At 29.2% G+C, this 20,195-nt stretch carries 16 protein-coding genes; 5 read left to right on the top strand and 11 right to left on the bottom strand.

Going from position 1 to position 20,195, the window contains the following annotated elements:
- Positions 1-44: 44 nt before the first annotated feature.
- Positions 45-494: a nucleoside deaminase gene (locus tag ACJJVK_RS08760; RefSeq protein ID WP_405565234.1), complete on the bottom strand. Its 450-nt coding sequence runs from the start codon at positions 492-494 to the stop codon at positions 45-47.
- Positions 495-550: 56 nt separating this feature from the next.
- On the opposite strand from ACJJVK_RS08760, the gene dxs reads away from it, so the two are divergent.
- The gene (gene dxs / locus ACJJVK_RS08755) at positions 551-2,344 is read left to right on the top strand and encodes a 1-deoxy-D-xylulose-5-phosphate synthase (RefSeq protein ID WP_405565232.1); all 1,794 of its coding nucleotides are present in this window, start codon (positions 551-553) and stop codon (positions 2,342-2,344) included.
- A gap of 41 nt (positions 2,345-2,385) precedes the next feature.
- Here the strand turns inward: dxs and ACJJVK_RS08750 are convergent, their stop codons facing one another.
- From ACJJVK_RS08750 to ACJJVK_RS08720, 7 genes are all read right to left on the bottom strand, one after another.
- Positions 2,386-2,793 (bottom strand): hypothetical protein, encoded by a 408-nt coding sequence (locus ACJJVK_RS08750; protein WP_405565230.1) that lies wholly within the window; start codon positions 2,791-2,793, stop codon positions 2,386-2,388.
- A 70-nt stretch (positions 2,794-2,863) separates the two neighbouring features.
- Positions 2,864-5,578 (bottom strand): T9SS type A sorting domain-containing protein, encoded by a 2,715-nt coding sequence (locus tag ACJJVK_RS08745; protein ID WP_405565227.1) that lies wholly within the window; start codon positions 5,576-5,578, stop codon positions 2,864-2,866.
- Positions 5,579-5,672: 94 nt separating this feature from the next.
- Entirely contained in the window at positions 5,673-7,010 is a 1,338-nt protein-coding gene (locus ACJJVK_RS08740) for a deoxyguanosinetriphosphate triphosphohydrolase (protein ID WP_405565224.1), read from the bottom strand.
- A 53-nt stretch (positions 7,011-7,063) separates the two neighbouring features.
- Positions 7,064-7,588 carry a TlpA family protein disulfide reductase gene (locus ACJJVK_RS08735; RefSeq protein WP_405565221.1) on the bottom strand — a complete coding sequence of 175 codons (525 nt, stop codon included), beginning with the start codon at positions 7,586-7,588 and terminating at the stop codon, positions 7,064-7,066.
- Positions 7,589-7,644: 56 nt separating this feature from the next.
- A complete protein-coding gene (locus ACJJVK_RS08730; protein ID WP_405565219.1) occupies positions 7,645-8,316 on the bottom strand; it encodes a hypothetical protein in 672 nt (223 codons plus the stop codon).
- 361 nt (positions 8,317-8,677) lie between these two features.
- The gene (locus ACJJVK_RS08725) at positions 8,678-11,068 is read right to left on the bottom strand and encodes a ribonucleoside-diphosphate reductase subunit alpha (RefSeq protein ID WP_405565217.1); all 2,391 of its coding nucleotides are present in this window, start codon (positions 11,066-11,068) and stop codon (positions 8,678-8,680) included.
- A 141-nt stretch (positions 11,069-11,209) separates the two neighbouring features.
- Positions 11,210-12,181: a ribonucleotide-diphosphate reductase subunit beta gene (locus ACJJVK_RS08720; protein ID WP_215993517.1), complete on the bottom strand. Its 972-nt coding sequence runs from the start codon at positions 12,179-12,181 to the stop codon at positions 11,210-11,212.
- A gap of 397 nt (positions 12,182-12,578) precedes the next feature.
- Here ACJJVK_RS08720 and ACJJVK_RS08715 point away from each other — a divergent pair, with 397 nt between their 5' ends.
- Positions 12,579-12,770 (top strand): cold-shock protein, encoded by a 192-nt coding sequence (locus tag ACJJVK_RS08715; RefSeq protein WP_015481089.1) that lies wholly within the window; start codon positions 12,579-12,581, stop codon positions 12,768-12,770.
- 97 nt (positions 12,771-12,867) lie between these two features.
- Positions 12,868-13,887, top strand: coding sequence for a heme A synthase (locus tag ACJJVK_RS08710; RefSeq protein ID WP_215993518.1), 1,020 nt, complete (start codon positions 12,868-12,870; stop codon positions 13,885-13,887).
- 237 nt (positions 13,888-14,124) lie between these two features.
- Here the strand turns inward: ACJJVK_RS08710 and ACJJVK_RS08705 are convergent, their stop codons facing one another.
- On the bottom strand, positions 14,125-14,547 hold the full coding sequence (locus ACJJVK_RS08705; protein WP_215993519.1) for a molybdenum cofactor biosynthesis protein MoaE: 423 nt from the start codon (positions 14,545-14,547) through the stop codon (positions 14,125-14,127).
- A gap of 62 nt (positions 14,548-14,609) precedes the next feature.
- Here ACJJVK_RS08705 and ACJJVK_RS08700 point away from each other — a divergent pair, with 62 nt between their 5' ends.
- Positions 14,610-14,882: a DUF3817 domain-containing protein gene (locus tag ACJJVK_RS08700; protein WP_405565213.1), complete on the top strand. Its 273-nt coding sequence runs from the start codon at positions 14,610-14,612 to the stop codon at positions 14,880-14,882.
- Positions 14,883-14,900: 18 nt separating this feature from the next.
- Here the strand turns inward: ACJJVK_RS08700 and ACJJVK_RS08695 are convergent, their stop codons facing one another.
- Positions 14,901-15,143: a MoaD/ThiS family protein gene (locus tag ACJJVK_RS08695; RefSeq protein WP_405565210.1), complete on the bottom strand. Its 243-nt coding sequence runs from the start codon at positions 15,141-15,143 to the stop codon at positions 14,901-14,903.
- A gap of 19 nt (positions 15,144-15,162) precedes the next feature.
- Positions 15,163-17,637 (bottom strand): DUF5686 and carboxypeptidase regulatory-like domain-containing protein, encoded by a 2,475-nt coding sequence (locus tag ACJJVK_RS08690; RefSeq protein ID WP_405565208.1) that lies wholly within the window; start codon positions 17,635-17,637, stop codon positions 15,163-15,165.
- Between the two features lie 272 nt (positions 17,638-17,909).
- Between ACJJVK_RS08690 and ACJJVK_RS08685 the strand changes: the two genes are divergently transcribed.
- Complete coding sequence (locus ACJJVK_RS08685) at positions 17,910-20,189, top strand: NADP-dependent malic enzyme (protein ID WP_215993523.1); 2,280 nt, start codon at positions 17,910-17,912, stop codon at positions 20,187-20,189.
- Positions 20,190-20,195 lie beyond the last annotated feature (6 nt).

Genomic DNA, 20,195 nt, shown 5'->3' with positions numbered 1-20,195 from the left:
CAAATTTTTTAAGAAGAGTTTGTTAAATATTTAACAGTTTGCTTTTAATTTAGATTACGTTTTTCTATAAAAAATCGTTTTAAAATTTGAGAACATTCGTTTTCTAAAATTCCTGATACAACTTTTGTCTTCGGATGTAAAGTAGTTTTTAAATTTACAAAACCTCTTTCAGGTTCAGAAGCGCCATAGACAATTTTACTTATTTGTGCCCAATAACTTGCACCTGCACACATTTGGCAAGGCTCTAAAGTTACATACAAAATACAATCTTTTAAATATTTACCACCTAAAAAATCTGCAGCTGCAGTAAATGCTTGCATTTCTGCGTGTGCTGTTACATCATTTAAAGTCTCTGTTAAATTATGTGCTCTTGCAATTATTTTATTCTTTAAAACAATAACTGCACCAACAGGAACCTCGCCTTTATCAAAAGCAATTTCTGCTTCTTGATAGGCTTTTCTCATAAAAAAAGTATCATCAAAAGGTTGTATCATAATTTTAAGAAAATAAAAATCAATATTACAAAAAAGGATTATTGTATTTTTGTAGAATGTCAAAAAATTTGTTGGACAACATATCAAATCCTTCTGATTTAAGAAAATTAAATCCTAATCAATTACCTGAATTAGCTAAAAATTTAAGGGAATTTATTATTGATATTGTATCAACTAAAGAAGGCCATTTGGGTGCAAGTTTAGGTGTTGTAGAATTAACAATTGCTTTGCATTATTTGTTTGATACACCTAATGATTTATTAGTTTGGGATGTTGGTCATCAAGCGTATGGACATAAAATTTTAACTGGAAGAAAAGACGTTTTTCATACCAACAGACAATTTGGTGGTATTTCTGGTTTTCCGTCAAGAAAAGAAAGTAAATTTGATGCATTTGGTGTTGGTCATTCTTCTACTTCTATTTCTGCAGCTTTAGGAATGGCAATTGCATCGAACTTAAAAGGAGAAAAAGAAAAACAACATATTGCTGTAATTGGTGATGCTTCTATTGCAAGCGGAATGGCTTTTGAAGCGTTGAATCATGCAGGAGTTTCTAAAGCAAATTTACTCATCATTTTAAATGATAATGCTATTGGGATTGATCCTGCTGTTGGTGCTTTAAAAGAGTATTTAACTAAGGTAAAATCCGATAGAAAATTAGCTGCTCAAAATAATATTATAAAAGCATTAAATTTTAATTATTCTGGACCTATTGATGGTCATAATTTACCAAAACTATTAACTGAATTAGAACGATTAAAATCTGTAAAAGGCCCAAAATTTTTACACATTATCACTACCAAAGGTAAAGGTTTACAAAAGGCTGAAGAAGATCAAATAACCTATCATGCACCTGGTAAATTTGATAAAATTTCTGGGGAGCGTTTAAAGAAAGAAGCTAGTTTATATACAAAGTATCAAGATGTATTTGGTAAAACCATTGTTGAACTCGCAGAAAAAAATGATAAAATTGTAGCAATTACACCAGCAATGTTAACTGGTAGTTCTTTAAACTTAATGTTAAAAAAGTTTCCTAACCGAACTTTTGATGTTGGTATTGCAGAACAACATGCTGTTACTTTAGCTGCAGGAATGGCTACACAAGGTTTAGTGCCTTTTTGTAATATTTATTCCACTTTTTTACAACGTGCTTACGATCAAGTTATTCATGATGTGGCTTTGCAAAATTTACCCGTAATTTTTTGTTTAGATAGAGCTGGTTTAGTTGGCGAAGATGGTGCTACACATCATGGTGTTTTTGATTTGGCATATTTAAGATGTATACCAAACCTAATTATTTTTGCTCCAAGAAACGAAATTGAATTGCGCAATATTTTATATACGGCTCAATTAGGTTTAAAAAATCCGATAGCTATTCGTTATCCTAGAGGTTTAGGTAATATTATTGATTGGCAAAAACCTTTTCAAAGAATTGATATTGGTAAAGGTATTTGTTTAAAAAATGGTAAAACTATTGCTATTTTGAGTGTTGGTACAATTGCAGAAAATGTTTCTAAAGCCATTGTTTTATCAGAAAAAAAAATAAATAATGAAAACTCAATTTCTTTAATTGCTCATTATGATCTGCGTTTCATAAAACCTTTGGATGAAAATTTATTGCATACCATTTTAAAAAAACATCAAACCATAGTTACTATTGAAGATGGAGTTTTAAAAGGTGGTTTTGGTTCTTCTATTTTAGAATTTGCTGCTGAAAATTATTATCAAAATAAAATTAAAATTTTAGGTATACCTGATAATTTTATTGAGCAAGGTTCTAAAGAAAGATTACTATTAAAAAACGGACTAGATTCAAGAACTTTATCAGAAGTGTTTTCTAGATTGATATAAAACAAAAAAAGACGCATTTCTGCGTCTTTTTAATTTATATATTATTGTGGTATACCAATATCTTTTTTTTCTAAAAGAACTTTAAAATATTTCTTTTTTTCTTTTATCATATAAACCAAAACTGCTTCATTTGATTTTAATTGAAAAGGAAAATCATCTTTTAAAACCTCTTTAGTTTTATCATCTTTTATAGAACTATTAATAGCGTCTAAATTTGTATCTTCTGGCTTTTTTGTTCTTATAAAAGCTGTATAAATATTAGGTTCATTAAACTTTAAATTGGCATATTTTTCTTTAAAATAAATACCTGAAAGTTTTTTATCCTGTTCTAATTTATCACTTATAGAAATATGAACATTAAAACCAGCTCCACCTCCTTTTATTCCTGATGAATATTTAGAAAAGTAGGCTTCTTTAATTTCTACTAAAGGTTTATCTTCTAATTTCATATTACTACTAGCGCATCCAAAAAGGAAAATAAACATTAAAAGAAAGCTGTAGAACTTCTTTATCATATTTTTATTCTTTAATAAATTTAACAGACTGCTTTAAATCTTTTGATTTTATATTCAAAATATAAGCACCTACAGTTAAATTTTCTACATTAATTTGAGCATCTTTAAGTTGTCCTTTTTTTACAGATTTACCAATTAAATTATAAATTTCATAGGTAACATCATCATTTGAATCTATTAAACTACTCTTTAAGAAAACATTAATTGCAACAGGGTTAGGATATATTGATAATTTTAAATCATCATTAAAAGAACTAACAGAAAGTGTTTCTTCTATAGTAGTTTCGTACATACCATTTCCATGAGTACCAATTAATAATTTATTATCTGAAGGACGATAAACTAATGAACTAATAATAGCTAAACCTAAATCGTTAGCTCCTTCAATAGCCCAATCTATACTTGTTGGATCTGTAGAACTATATAATCCTTTTGCTGTACCTACAAAGTATGTTATTTCTGAACCTACTTGTGTAATTGCTGCAGATCTTATTGAATGAACATCTAAATTTCTTTCTACCAAATCCCAAGTTGGAGATGCAGCAGTTGCGTTTGTTGTTAGGTATATATTATTAATTCCGTAGTTTGAATAAACTGCTAATACAATATCTGGATTTGTAGGGTGAATAGCAATATCACTCACAATTGACCCACTTGCCTTACTTGCTGAAGCTGGAGTTATATTTACAGCTGAAGTAGAAATAGATGTTACATTTTGAGGATCTGACACTCTAAAAATTCCACCACTTTGACCACCAATATAAATGTGACTTGTTGCAGCATTATATGTACCTCTTGTAGTTGCTATAGTTCTAATAAACTCGTTAGTACTTGGTAAAGTTCCTAAATTAGTCCAAGTTTCACTAGTTATATTTTCTGCATCATTGGTTACAAATAAACTAGATTGACCTGCATAATATAATGTTTCATTATTATCTGGATCTAAATAAAAATAAGTAACAAACTGACTAGAAGAATCATCTGGAGTTATTTCTAAAAATCCATTTTTCCTTTGATAAATTGTTCCGTTTTGAAAACCTAAATAATATCTAAGTGCATTACTATTTCTACCAATTCCAACAGCAACTCCATCTCCACCAGCCATACTAACCATTGTTGATTTATCAGTAATTGCTGAACTAGCATAATCTAAACCACCAACAGTAGTTCCATTATCTTGTGCACCACCTAAAACAATATCTTTCCCAGATTGTGGATCCATAGCAACATGATAATATTGATATGTTTGATAGTTATTATTTAAGCTTGTCCAAGCTATACTTGGTACTGTAACTAATGCTTTATGAATTCCACCATCTGTACCACTGTAAAGAGTTGTTGGATCTTGAGGGTCGAAAACTAATTGGTGTATATCTGGATGATGATTTGTACCACCAACACTATATGTACCATAACTTAAATTATTTACATAACCTCCAATTCTTGAAAACATAACATCTGTAGTAATATTTTCAATTTTATATGGATTTGTACCACCAACAACAACAAAATTCTCATTATCTGGTTTAACAGAAACTACTAAATCATATCCTCCTTGAATAGCAAAAGGGTCATTACCTTCTGAGTTCCCTCCAGATTCATCTGGTAATTTATCTGAGTAATTTGTCCAAGTAGAAGTTGATAAATCGTATTTCCATAAATCTGCTTCTATTTCATAAGTATCTGAAGAAGCATCAGATGTTTTTCCATTATTATATAATGCATAAAAAACATCATTATTACTAGGTGCAACAGCTAAAGTTATTCTGCCTGCAGCAGACCAACCTGTTGGATTACCATTTCTTGCTAAAAGAGTCCAAGAACCATTTCCTGTTGGAGAAGTTGTAACACCTGCTGTTTTAGATGTACCTTCTATAGCTGCAAAAACTCTACCATTACTTGCAATTTTAACATCTGTCCAACCTGTAGCATCATCTGCCATCTCTAGTTCAACATTCATAGTTGTACCATCATATCTATAAATTTTACCTGTAGCTGCAATAAATAATTCTCCATTAATAGGACTTACTTCTAAAGCATTTACATAATCGAAATAAGAATCAAAAGCTTCATGAACTGAATTTGTTAAAGAAATTTGAGACCAATTAAGACCACTATCAATAGATTTCCAAACACCTTGACCTCTATATGCAGAACCTAATGACGCACTATTTCCAGACCATTCTCCTGTTGCATAGTACCATATATTTTGAGAATCTACTCTTGTATCTTGCGCAATTGCTGTAACATTATGTATTTCATCGTTATTTGAAACTTTGGTCCAGTTTGCACCACCATCAGTAGTTCTAAAAACACCACTACTTACTCCACCAGCAATAATTGTATTTCCTGTAGGATCTGAAACATCTATTCTTAAAGCTCTTGTTCTTCCTCCTAAATTAGAAGGACCTCTAGAGATAAAACTTCTACCTGTAGCACTACTTTTAGATTTTGTATTTAATAATTTATAAGCAGTATTGTATTCTTGCTCTTTCTCTTCTAAAGGAATTTTACCAGTTGTTGGATTGATTTGAAACCCTAACTCATACAACTCTCTTTCTTTTGCATAAAGCATTTTCTCTTCTATGGTTTTCTTTTTCTTTTTTATCTTTTTTAAAGATGCTACTTCATTATTAGCTTCATTTTTATCAGATAATAAAACTATACCAACAAAAGCAACCAAAACTAAAGCTAGTAAACCAAGTACTTTTTTTCTCATAAGTGTTAAAATTTTAAATATAGAACCACTAATTTAACTATAATTGATTAATAATTATGTTAAATTTTAACGTTTCGTTAATAAACTATAATAATTAAATAATATTACCTGTTAATTTTTTGTGCATTCTAATTGCATAACTGTCTGACATTCTTGAAACATAGCTACAAACCTGCATTATTCTACCATATAAACACTCACTTTCTAATTGATATTCTTTAGGCATTAAATTAAGTACCAATTTGTCAAAATTAGATTGATTACCATCAAACTTATTATTTAAGGCATTAACAAAAACATTTAATAAATCTGCAATTATTTTATAACCTGCAACTTCTTTTTCTACAACCTCATTGCTTTTATAAATTTTATCGATACTAATTTTAATAATATCGTTTATTTGTGCTTCGTATTTGCATTTATCAAGTAAAGATTTTTCAAAAGACCCACTTAAAATAGCTTCTTCATTTGCTAAAAATATGGCTACAGCTTCATTAATTAAAACACCAATTGCCAATGCTCTTAAATAACTTACCCTATCTTTTTTGTGTTGTAAAGAATGGTATTTTTTACTATCAATAGTATCTTTTACTAGCTTAATCATATACTCTAAAGCATAATCTTCATCAATTAAACCAAGGTTTATACCATCTTCAAAATCGATAATAGTGTAACAAATATCGTCTGCGGCTTCTACTAAATATGCTAAAGGATGTCTGTAAAAAGAGTTATTTTCTAACGATTTAGGTTTCATTCCTAATTCTTGCACCACATCTAAAAACTCATTTTTTTCTGATTGAAAAAAACCATACTTTTTATCAACTATATGACTTGTTGGTTTTTTAGGTAAACTTTCTTTTGGATATTTTAAAAACGCGCCCAATGTTGCATAACTTAAACGTAAACCACCAGAAATACCTTCTCTAGATTCTGTAAGAATTTTAAATCCGTTTGCATTGCCCTCAAAATCTATTAAATCTTGATACTCTTTTGCTGATAATTGGTCTTTGTATTTAGCACCATTTCCTGTTTTAAAATACTCGCCAATAGCTTTTTCTCCTGAATGCCCAAAAGGTGGATTTCCAATATCATGAGTTACTGATGCAGCTGCTACAATTGCTCCAAAATCATTAAAAGTATAACCTAAATTCACCAAATTTGGATGACGTTCTAACAACACTTTACCAACTCTTCTACCCAAAGTTCTACCAACAACAGAAACTTCTAAACTATGTGTTAAACGTGTGTGTACAAAATCGGTTTCTGATAATGGTATTACCTGTGTTTTATCTTGTAAACTTCTAAATGCTGATGAAAATATGATTCTATCAAAATCTACATCAAACCCTAAGCGTGTTTCATCTTGTGCTATTCTTGGTCGTTTTTGTGTATCACCAAAACGTTTTAAAGAAAGGAGTTGTTCCCAATTCATTTATTTCTTGATTTACTAATGCAGAACTCATAATTTAAGTTCAACATTTTATTTTATTTATTTTCACTTACTAATTCTAATGAAGTAATTAATTCTTGAAAAGAATTTAACTTCTTTAAGATTACTCCTTCATCATTTATATATAAATAAGTTGGAAAAAGTTTGATTTTATAATCCGTTTTAATTTCATTTTCTTGAGAATATTGATTATAATTTTTCCAATTATATTGATGTTTATTGATATAACTTATCCAATTTTCAAGGTTCCTATCAATAGAAACACCAATAACTTCTATGTTATTTTTAGCAAGTAAATTTTGATGCTCTTTAATTTCTTGATGTTGTTTTACACAAGGTGGACATTCTAAATACCAAAAATCTAAAATATATTTTTTACCTTTTTCTAATTCAATTTTTTCTTGCTGATTGTTAAGAGTATTAAACAAATAGTTATCAAAATTTATTTGATTTAAATTAATACTATTTTCTTTTTCGATGATGATATCGTTTTGTTTTTCATCATTTTTTTTACAAGAATAAAAAGACAAAAAAACAATTAAATATATTATTTTTTTCATTTTTCGAAAATACAAAAAAAGAGAAGTATTTCTACTTCTCTTTTTATTCTAAATAATTATGCTGTTTTCCAAAAGGATTTAATTTCCCTCGCAGTTTCCTTAATATTTTCTATATAGAATAATTTATTTTTTGGAGCATCAATCATTCTTCCATCAAAAACATCTAAAGAAAAACATAATTCTGGTAAAACTTTTGCTTGATATTTATCCTCAATAACTTTTAAATATTTTTCTATTAAAAAAGAAACTTTTTTCGAATCTTCTAATTCAAATATATTTCTTTTAGATATATGAATTTTTATACCTCCAATATATTTTTCATTATTGTAAACCATAGTAAAAATCACATCTGGAGAAATCAAAATTTCAACACCCTCCACGAATATTGATTTTATTTCTGGTTTTTTTATAATATCAAGTTTATGACTTTTTAATATTTTAGGTATTTTTATTTTCATATACCTCTGAATAGCTTCAATTGAAATAGTTTTATTTAAAACTTGTCTAGGCTTTACAGGTACTTTATCCTTAAGTCTTTTAAGACCTTCAATAATAGGCTTGTTATCCCCATTATTAGAAAGTGATTTTTTAATGCTTGCTCTAGGTGTTTGATATAAAGATATCATGAACTTATTAGGTTCTTTTTGCTGCCTAATTATTCTTTTCTTTTTTGAGTCAGTCCCTTTTGAGAAATCCACAAATTGATTTATTGATATAAAATATTCCATTATATTCTTAATTTTAAATTATTAATTATTAATTATTATTGTTAATAAGTCTGTTATCAAGCATAAAATAAGGCCATAACCCTTATTTTGACTTTTTATAAAATTTAGAAAAATAACTTGGCAAAAAGAATCCTAATTTGTAGTTTTGAAAAACAAATGGGAGATTGAGCAGTCTCAATATTCTATTTTAATTAACTAAATTTAAGCCCTCGAAAGCAAAAAATTTAAAAATTACACCAAGAAGCGATATTTCCAGTATCGCTTTTTCTATGCTTATTATTTTTTTCTCAAATAAAATGTTTTAATAATTCATAATAAAGAGAAGCCTTTTTAGACTTCTCTTTTCCTTTATTTTCTAATTTTAAGAACCACACATTTCGCAATCATCTGGCTCTGCATTTCTAGAAGCGTCTACCATTGCTTTAAATTCTGCAGCACTCATTGGTTTTTCTATTTCTTCTTTTTTCTTTTCTTTAGAAACTGTAAACTGTATTGCATTTACTGCAGATTTTGTTCTTAAATAATACATTCCTGTTTTTAAGCCAGATTTCCAAGCATAGAAATGCATTGATGTTAATTTACCATAATCTGGATCTTTCATAAACAAGTTTAAAGACTGAGATTGATCAATGAAATAACCTCTATGACGTGCCATATCAATAATATCTTTCATACTCATTTCCCAAACAGTTTTGTACAATTCTCTTAATTCTGCAGGAATCTCTTCTATATGCTGTATAGAACCATTTGCACGCATAATGCTTTCTTTCATATCATTATCCCACAAACCTAATTCAACTAAATCTTCTAGTAAATGTTTGTTTACTACAATAAACTCACCAGATAAAACTCTTCTTGTATAAATATTAGAAGTATAAGGCTCAAAAGCTTCATTGTTTCCTAATATTTGAGATGTAGATGCTGTTGGCATTGGTGCAACTAATAACGAGTTTCTAACTCCATGTTTCATTACGTTTTTACGTAATTTATCCCAATCCCAATTTCCACTTAATTCATCATCTTTAACTCCCCACATATTAAACTGGAATTCTCCTTCTGACATTGGAGATCCTTTAAATGTAGAATATGGTTCTTTTGCTTTTGCAATTTCCATAGATGATGTTACAGCTGCAAAATACATTGTTTCAAAAATATCTTGATTCAGTTTTTTTGCTTCTTCACTTGTAAAAGGCAAACGTAAATTGATAAATGTATCTGCTAAACCTTGTATACCTAAACCTACTGGTCTGTGCCTAAAGTTAGAATTTTCTGCTTCTTTTACAGGATAAAAGTTTGCATCAATAACAGTATCTAAATTACGAGTTACTTTTTTGGTAACATCGTATAATTTTTTATGATTAAAGTATTTTTCGCCATTTTCTCTTTCAGAAACAAACATTGGCAATGCAATTGAAGCCAAGTTACATACAGCAACTTCATCTTTTGCAGTGTACTCCATAATTTCTGTACATAAGTTTGATGAACGAATTGTACCTAAATTTTTCTGATTAGATTTTCTGTTTGCTGCATCTTTATACAACATATATGGTGTACCTGTCTCAATTTGAGATTCTAAGATTTTCTCCCATAATTCACGAGCTTTAATGGTTTTTCTTCCTTTACCTGCAGCCTCGTAACTTGTGTACAAACGTTCAAATTCTTCACCATAAGTATCAAATAAATGCGGACATTCATGAGGACACATTAAGGTCCAGTCTGCATCATTTTGCACACGCTCCATAAATAAATCTGAAATCCACATGGCATAGAATAAATCTCTTGCACGCATTTCTTCTTTACCATGGTTTTTCTTTAAATCTAAAAAATCGAAAATATCTGCATGCCAAGGTTCTAAATACATTGCAAAAGACCCTTTACGCTTACCTCCTCCTTGATCTACGTAACGTGCAGTATCGTTAAAAACACGTAACATTGGTACAATACCATTAGAAGTACCATTTGTACCAGCAATATAACTACCTGTAGCTCTAATATTATGTAAAGACAAACCTATACCACCTGCAGATTGAGAAATTTTAGCGGTTTGTTTTAATGTATCGTAAATACCTTCTATACTATCATCTTGCATTTGTAATAAAAAACAAGAAGACATTTGTGGTTTTGGAGTACCAGAATTAAAAAGAGTTGGTGTAGCGTGTGTAAAATATTTTTTACTCATTAACTCGTAAGTAGCAATTGCTTCATCAATATCATTTTTATGAATACCTATAGAAACACGCATTAACATATGTTGTGGACGTTCTGCAATCTGGCCATTTAACTTTAATAAGTAAGAACGCTCTAATGTTTTAAAACCAAAATAATCGTAATTAAAATCTCTGTTGTAGATAATCGTAGAATCTAATTTTTCTTTATTGTCTTGAATAATTTTATAGACATCATCTGCCAATAAAGGTGCTTTTTTTTCTGTACGTGGATTTACATAGAAATATAAATCATCCATAGTATCAGAAAAAGATTTCTTTGTATTTTTATGTAAGTTAGAAACAGCAATTCTTGCAGCTAATCTTGCATAATCTGGGTGAGCAGTTGTCATTGTTGCAGCAGTTTCTGCAGCTAAGTTATCTAATTCTGAAGTTGTTACTCCATCATAAAGACCTTCTATAACACGCATTGCTACTTTAACTGGGTCAACAATTTTGTTTAAGCCATAACACATCTTTTTAACTCTAGCTGTGATCTTGTCAAACATAACTGGCTCTCTCTTGCCATCTCTTTTTAATACAAACATAATTTAGATTTACGATTTAATTATTTACGATTATTCACTAGTTATTACAGCCAACAAAAACTCCAAATTTTGGAAGGCTCTTTTTTATGATATACTTATTTAAGTATTTATTATTTACTGATAGAAAAGATTCTTTAAATCTTAAAAATCTGAATCGAAACTGATACTTCCAGTTCCACCAGATTTTACACCAGCTTTTTGATATTCTGACACTCTTTTTTCGAAGAAATTTGTTTTTCCTTCTAAAGAAATCATTTCCATAAAATCGAAAGGATTTGTAGCATCATACACTTTTTCACATCCGAATTCTAACAACAATCTATCCGTTACAAATTCTAAGTATTGTGTCATTAAACGCGCATTCATACCAATTAAACTTACTGGTAATGACTCTGTCACAAATTCTCTTTCAATATTTAAAGCATCTACAATAATTTCTTTTATACGTTCTGGTGCTACTCTGTTAACCATATGGTTATTATGTAAATGCACTGCAAAATCACAATGCATACCTTCATCTCTAGAAATTAACTCGTTAGAAAACGTTAAACCTGGCAATAAACCTCTTTTCTTTAACCAAAAAATTGAACAAAATGCACCTGAAAAGAAAATACCTTCTACTGCTGCAAACGCAATTAAACGCTCTGCAAAAGAATCTGATTCGATCCATTTTAAAGCCCAATCTGCTTTTTTCTTAATGGCAGGAAAAACTTCGATAGCTCTAAATAATTGATCTTTTTCTACTTCGTCTTTTACATAAGTATCAATTAATAAAGAATAGGTTTCTGAGTGTATATTTTCCATCATTATTTGAAATCCGTAGAAAAACTTAGCTTCAGAATATTGTACTTCATTTACAAAGTTTTCTGCTAAATTTTCATTTACAATTCCATCTGATGCTGCAAAAAATGCTAAGATGTGTTTAATAAAATAACGCTCATCATCAGTTAACTTTGTAGTCCAATCTACAATATCTGAATGTAGATCGATTTCTTCAGCTGTCCAAAAACAAGCTTGTTGTTTTTTATACCATTCCCATAAATCGTTATGTTGAATAGGAAAAATAACAAATCGATTGTTATTTGGTTGTAAAATTGGCTCTTGTTTAGACATTATTGTGAAAAATTTGAGTGTTTATGAATGTTATTTAATCGTTAAGAACGACCTCTACAAAGATTGGATTTTTTACTAAAAAAAGAAAGCCCTACTTATTCACAAAACCCTTGAAGTTTTTAACAAAAAGAAACTTTTAACATATTTTATGTGATTTTTTTAAAAATACTAAACACTGATTTACAGATACTTAAAATACAAAAAGCTTTCTAAAGCCTACTATTGCTGACATTCTTAAAATGATTTTTTATTTGAACTTTTTACATCAAAAAAGAATCATCAAAATAAAAATATATTCTAAATAATCTTATTGATAATTATTTAAAGCAAAGAATTGTAAAACTTACTACATATAATCTTATATTTGTAGTATTATTAACATTTATTATATATCAAAGTGAAAAACGGAACAGTAAAATTCTTCAACGAATCTAAAGGATTTGGATTTGTAATTGAAGACGGTTCAAAAACAGAGTATTTTGTACACGTATCAGGATTAATTGACGAAATTAGAGAAGGTGATGCAGTAGAATTTGACCTGAAAGAAGGTAGAAAAGGTTTAAACGCAGTAGACGTTAGAGTTATCTAATTATATTATTTAGAATTTTTTTACATAAGACACAAGTCGCTTAATTTATTTTAAGCGACTTTTTTTTGCCTTATTTTTGCAAAAACTTTTTATTTTGATGAAAACAAGATTTCCTAAAATTGTTCAAATTTCTATAATATCTCTTTATCTTATTTTTTTAGCTGGTTCTGTAGTTAGAATGACAGGCTCTGGAATGGGTTGCCCTGATTGGCCAAAATGTTTTGGTTATTACATACCACCAACTTCTGAAGAACAAATTACTTGGAAACCAAATACTGAATTTAAAAAAGGATTTATCATTATTAAAGATGAGGTTTTATTTGTTGCTGAAAATGATTTAAAAACATCTTCTGAATTTAACGCAAATAATTGGGCTAAATACACCAAACACGATTATAATAAGTTTAATAAATATCACTCTTGGACAGAATACATCAATAGATTAACCTCTGTTTTAGCTGGTTTTGTATTTCTATTTTTAATTTATGGAGCCACAAAATTCTGGAAAGAAAACAAAACAATTACTTACCTATCTTTTGCAGCTTTCTTTTTAATGCTTTTTGAGGCTTGGTTAGGAAAAACAGTGGTAGACACTAATTTAACTCCCGCAATTATTACAATTCACATGGTAATTGGCTTAATTATCATTGCCATTTTACTAAAGTTAAAATTTATTCTTTCTGACAAAAAAACTTATAATTACAACTCAACTTTTAATAAACTATTAATTGTTTCTGTAATTTTCTCTTTGATACAAATTGCAATGGGCACACAAGTTAGGCAGTTTATTGATGAGCAAGTAAAACTTTTTGGTTTCGAGAACAAGAATTATAGTTTAATGGAGCCAAGTTTTAAATTTTACTTTCATAGATCTTTTACTATTGCTATTTTGCTAGTAAACTTTGGGATGTTTTACATCAATCAAATAAAAAAGTTAGGCTATAAATTAGTTAATTGGATTATCTTTTTACTATTCTTAGAAACCTTAACTGGTATTTTAATGTATTATGCTGAATTCCCTTTAGGCACACAAGCTACACATTTATTAGCAGGCGCCATTTTATTTGGATTACAATTTTATTTATGGCTGCAAAGCAGGAGAACTGTTAAGGGTTAGCAGTTAGCAGTTAGCAGTTAGCAGTTAGCAGTTAGCAGTTAGCAGTTAGCAGTTAGCAGTTAGCAGTTAGCAGTTAGCAGTTAGCAGTTAGCAGTTAGCAGTTAGCAGTTAGCAAAAATAAATTTAAAGTCGAAAATCAAAGAAAAAAACAACTCTTTTTACCACACCAAAACACTGAACACTGAACACTGAATACTGAATACTGAATACTGAATACTGAATACTGAATACTGAATACTAAGGATGCGCATTTACCCAAACTTCGCCATCAGAAAAATATTCTTTTTTCCAGATTGGCACAGTTTCTTTTAAAGTATCTATTGCAAATTCACAAGCTAAAAATGCAGCTTTTCTATGTTTTGATGAAACTGTAATAATAACAGGAATTGCACCAATTTGTAACATACCTTCTGCATGATGAATGGCTATTTTTTTAATTTCGAATTTCTCTAAAGCTAAATCTGCAATTTTTTGCATTTCTTTAATCGCCATTGGTTTGTAAGTAGAAAAATCGAGTTGTTTTACTTCTTTACCTTGCGTATCATTTCTTACAGTACCTACGAATGCTGATATTCCTCCACAAGAATCATCTTCTACAAAATGGTAACATTCTTGTAAATCTAATTTTTCTGATGTAATTTTTATCGAAGTTCTCTGCATAGTTTAACAAAAGTAATCATTCATAATGTATCTTTGTACTTTATTATTTTTAGAACATCAAAATGAAAAGTATATTTAGAATTATTAGTTTTTTAGAAGGAATATCTTACCTACTTTTATTATTTATTGCAACACCTATTAAATATCTTCAAGGTGATGATACTTATGTAAAAATGTTAGGCATGCCTCATGGATTACTTTTTATGCTTTATATAGTTTTAGCTATTGTAATTAAAAAAGAAATGAACTGGAACAGCAAAACGTTAGGTATTGTTTTACTTTGCTCAGTTATCCCTTTTGGTACTTTTTATGTTGATAAAAAGTATTTAAGATAAAAAATCTATTACAAGATTTTAACCTCCACTTACTGGCGGAATTACAGCAACAACATCACCTACTTTTAAAAGAGTTTCATTTTCTGCATATTCTTCATTTACAGCAATTGCATAAGAATTAATATTTATTAAAGCAGAAAACTCATCCTTTAAAACAGATTTAAATTTTTCTACGGATGAATTTTCATCAACCTCAATTTGTAATTCTGATGCACTCACCAAATCTGATGTAATTCCGAAAAAAAGTGTTTTTATTTTCATAATCAACAAAGATAAATGATTAGAAAGACATATTTAAACCAAACAACCATCCACTTTTTCGATTACCACCATTTACAGATTTCACATAATCAACTCGTAACAAACGCCATTTACCAAAACCAATATTATCTAATCCAACAGCATATTCTGAGTAAGGTTTAGCATCAGACATAAACATTGTTTTTGCACTACCTATTAAATGAAAGTTCAATTTATTTATCAACGGAATTCTACCTAAAATAGCGCCTTTAAAATTATGCTCTATATGCGCTTCTGCATATTTATCATTTGTGTAATATTGATAATAATCTAACAAACCAAAATTATTTTTTCTGTTAACATCCGTTACAAAAAACATTTCATTCCCTACAACTTGTAAATTATCCATAAACGGAATATCCTTCTTTTTTAAGAAAGCACCTGCTCTAATTTTATAAAACAACTCACCATAATTACCTGTATTTACATCTTGTCTTAAAGTAGCAATTAAAACATCTGAATTAAATTCAGTATTATCAGCTGCAAATGTTTTTCTATAATTTAAACTTAGTGTAGGATATTTTTCATTTCCAATATTAAACTTACTATCTGGATAGGTTAAATATTTTTGACCAAATACAAATCTTAACCCCATATTTAATGTTGCAATTTTATGTGCTGTAAAAACAGAACTTGTGAAATTACCTGGTTCTAAAGGATTATTAGAAGTATAAGGTTGGTATTTTTCTTCGGATACAAACGAATAATTGGTAGTATTAAAAAGTGGTTTTCTATTCGCATATTCTAAAGAAGACGAGAAAAACACACCGTTTTTAATTTCTTCGGAAAAACCAATTCTTGCAAATTCTTTTTCATAAATCTTAAGTACATTTTGTCTTCTAAATAAAGATAACACAAAATTATCTAATGGTTTAACTGCATTTCTTCTATTAAATTGAGCTGTTATAACACCTCCTGTAATGTACATTCTAGGTCTAGAAAAATTATTCCATTTTTTACTAAAATAAAAAGTAGGTCTAGCTCTTTTATCAGAAAAACCATAATCTACATCAAAACCTACACTCCACCATTTTCCTTCATCATTTAACCTTTTATAATAACTTGCTCCTAAAGAAGTCTTAAATCCCTGAACCGTGTTAAAACCAAAATCGTTTATTAAACCACTAAAAGACAAAGACCATTTTTCGTAAGTATCTCTATAACTATAACCAGTTATTGGAGATAATAATTTAAATTTATTAGATCTATTATCTAAAGAATCTAAAAACTTCTCTGATTTACGAACTACTTTTATACTATCTTTTAAAGCATAATCTTGAGACTCTTCTTTGGTCAAAGGCACAGGTCTTAAAGTGTTCCAAAAAACAGAATCTTTTTTTGTGGCATTTTCTTTAAATGACAAAACTTCGTTTGTAAATGTATTCTCATTAAAACTAGGATTAAAGTTATAATCAGAATACACATAAGAAAATTTTCCTTGAGGCTTAAACCCTAAAAACTTAATATCAAAAGCTATAGTCTGCGTTACTAGAACCCAAGCATCAACTTTATCAGAATAATTATAGCTTTGTTTTACACCTAAAGAATTTACAAAAGGCAAATTTACTTGAACTCCTGTAGTTGTTAAATCTGAACCATACAAGGCCCAATCATCTTCTACAACATAAATAGAACCTTCAAAAACACGATCGTTTTTACGTTTTGGTATTAATTTTATTTTGTTGATGAGTTTGCCATTTTTATCGTAAAAAGTACCTTCTAACTTATAACGATAATAACTAAAAGCATTCGTAGAAATAGGCGAAATTAAATTGTTAAAAACCTCTATGCTATTATCATATAAATTAATATCAGATTCTTCTGCTCTATTAAAACTTACTCCATTATCCTCTCCAGAAACCTTAGAAGCCGTTATTATTTCTTTAAACTTCTTTGGTTTTTTCTGAAACGATATATTAGAAAAAGTTTCTGATAAATAAACAATTCCACTTCTTGTAGAGTCTAATCCTCCACCTAAATCTCCCATTTCTTGCCCAAGAAATTTCTTCGGTAAATCTTTAATTCTGGTTAATCCTCTAGAATAAAATTTAGCAGTATAATTTGCATATTTATCTGTATTTTTATCTTTATTAGCTATTACATTTCTAATAATTCTATCTGCAGGATTTTCTTTGGTAGAGATAGAAATTTCATCTAATTGAATATTTTCTTGTTCGAGTTTTACATTTAACTCAAAAGGAAAAGAAGTAATATTTACTTCTTTTTTTAATGTTTTATATCCTAAAAACTGAAAAACGACAACTTGTTTTCCTAACTTATTGGTTTCTAAAAAATAGTCTCCATTATCATTAGAAGTTGTACCTTTTGTAGTTTTATCTAAATAAATACTAACAAAAGAAAGTGGTTCGTTTTTAGCATCTGTAATTTTTCCTTTTACTTGAGCTACTGCTATTAATGAAATCAATAACAGAAATGGTAGTAATGTTTTTTTCATAGTTTAGTTTTGGTTGATTTTCACAAACTTAAAGTTTCTTGCCTAAGCAAATCTTTAAAATTTGTTAAACAACTTACAATAATTTCTTAAAAATAAGACACAATAACAATACCAAAAGTTGCCTGTACTTTTAAATTGATAAAATTTGATGTTTAGTTACGTATCAAATGGAATAATTTACAACAAAATTAGATCGTCTAAAAAGTTAAAAATACTTTGCTCTTTATATGAAAAGCCTATATTTGTGAACTACTTAGAAATATAAAAAATTCATGAGCGATTCTAGAAAACGACACGAAGCTTTACTGTACCACGCAAAACCAAAACCAGGTAAAATAGCAGTGGTACCTACTAAAAAATATGCAACTCAACACGATTTAACATTAGCATATTCGCCTGGTGTTGCAGAACCTTGTTTAGAAATTGAAAAAGATAAAAATAACGTATATAAATATACTTCTAAAGGGAATTTAGTTGCTGTAATTTCTAACGGAACTGCAGTTTTAGGTTTAGGTAATATTGGCCCTGAAGCTTCTAAACCTGTAATGGAAGGTAAAGGTTTACTGTTTAAAATCTTTGCAGATATTGATGTTTTTGATATTGAAGTAGACGCTACTGATGTAGATAAATTTGTAGAAACTGTAAAAGCAATTGCACCAACTTTTGGTGGAATTAATTTAGAAGATATAAAAGCACCAGAAGCTTTTGAGATAGAAAGAAGATTAAAAGAGGAATTAGACATTCCTGTAATGCATGATGACCAACATGGAACTGCAATTATCTCTGCTGCTGCACTAAAAAATGCCATAGAAATAACAAAAAAAGATATTTCTAAAATTAAAATGGTAGTAAATGGTGCTGGAGCTGCTGCAATTTCTTGTACTCGTTTGTACCTAAAACTTGGTGCAAAAAGAGAAAACATTATCATGTGCGATAGCAAAGGTGTTATCAGGCAAGATAGAGACAATTTAACATCACAAAAAGCAGAATTTGCAACCTCACAAGATTTGAATACTTTAGAAGAAGCCATGCAAAATGCAGATGTTTTTATTGGTTTATCTATGGGGAATGTTGTGACCCCAGAAATGCTTTTATCTATGGCAAAAAAACCAATTGTTTTTGCAATGGCAAACCCTACTCCAGAAATTGAGTACGAATTAGCAATTGCTACTAGAGATGATATTATTATGGCAACTGGTAGATCAGACCATCCTAACCAAGTAAATAATGTACTTGGCTTTCCATTTATTTTTAGAGGTGCTTTAGATGTTAGAGCAACTAAAATTAATGAAGAAATGAAAATGGCTGCTGTACATGCATTAGCTGATTTGGCTAAAAAAACAGTTCCTGAACAAGTAAATATTGTTTATGATGAGGTTAGTTTAGCTTTTGGTGAAGAATATATTATACCTAAACCTTTTGACCCTAGATTAATTTACGAAATTCCACCAGCAATTGCAAAAGCTGCTATGGATTCTGGAGTTGCTTTAGAACCTATTACAGATTGGGATAGATACAGAGAAGAATTAATGGAACGTTCTGGTTCTGGTAGTAAAGAAATACGTTTAATACACAATAGAGCAAAAAGCAATCGTAAACGTATTGTGTTTGCAGAAGCAGACCATTTAGATGTTCTTAAAGCTGCACAAAGAGTACATGAAGAAAAATTAGGAGACCCTATTTTATTAGGTAGAAAAGATGTAATTCTTGCTTTAAAAGAAGAAATTGGTTTTACTGGTGATGTGCCAATCTTAGACCCAAAAACAGACCAAGAAAAAGAAAGAATAAATCGTTTTGCAGAAGCTTACTGGAAAACAAGACAACGTAAAGGAAGAACATTAAATGAAGCAAAAAAATTAATGCGAGAGCGTAATTATTTTGCAGCAATGATGGTTAATGAAAACGAAGCAGATGCCTTAATTACGGGTTATTCTAGACCTTATCCAACTGTTGTTAAGCCAATTTTAGAACTTATTGAAAAAGATAAAGGTATCTCTAAAGTAGCTGCATGTAACTTAATGTTAACTAAGCAAGGCCCAATCTTTTTGGCAGATACTACCATAAATATTAATCCAAGTGCTAAAGATTTGGTGAAAATATCGCAAATGACATCTAATCTAGCAAAGATGTTTGGTATGAAACCTAATGTTGCAATGTTGTCTTTCTCTAACTTTGGATCTTCGAACACAGAAACTTCTAAAAAAATTAGAGAAGCTGTTTCTTATATTCATCGTCATTTCCCAAACGCTGTTGTAGATGGAGAAATTCAGGCAGATTTTGCATTAAATCCAGAAATGTTAGCCAAAGAGTTTCCTTTTTCTAAATTAAATGGTAAAAAAGTTAATATTTTAATTTTTCCTAATTTAGAGTCTGCGAACATAACATATAAATTATTAAAACAAGTAGAAGGTGCTGAATCTATTGGACCAGTAATCTTAGGTTTAAATAAAGCAGTACACATTTTACAACTAGGTTCTAGTGTAGATGAAATGGTAAATATGGCTGCTTTAGCTTGTGTTGATGCACAGCAGAGAGAAAAGAATAAAAAATAGTACTTT

The organism is Polaribacter sp. Asnod6-C07, from assembly GCF_045063625.1.
GTDB lineage: Bacteria > Bacteroidota > Bacteroidia > Flavobacteriales > Flavobacteriaceae > Polaribacter > Polaribacter vadi_A.
Note: the sequence above shows the minus strand (reverse complement) of the source record. Positions and strands in the feature narration are given on the sequence as shown.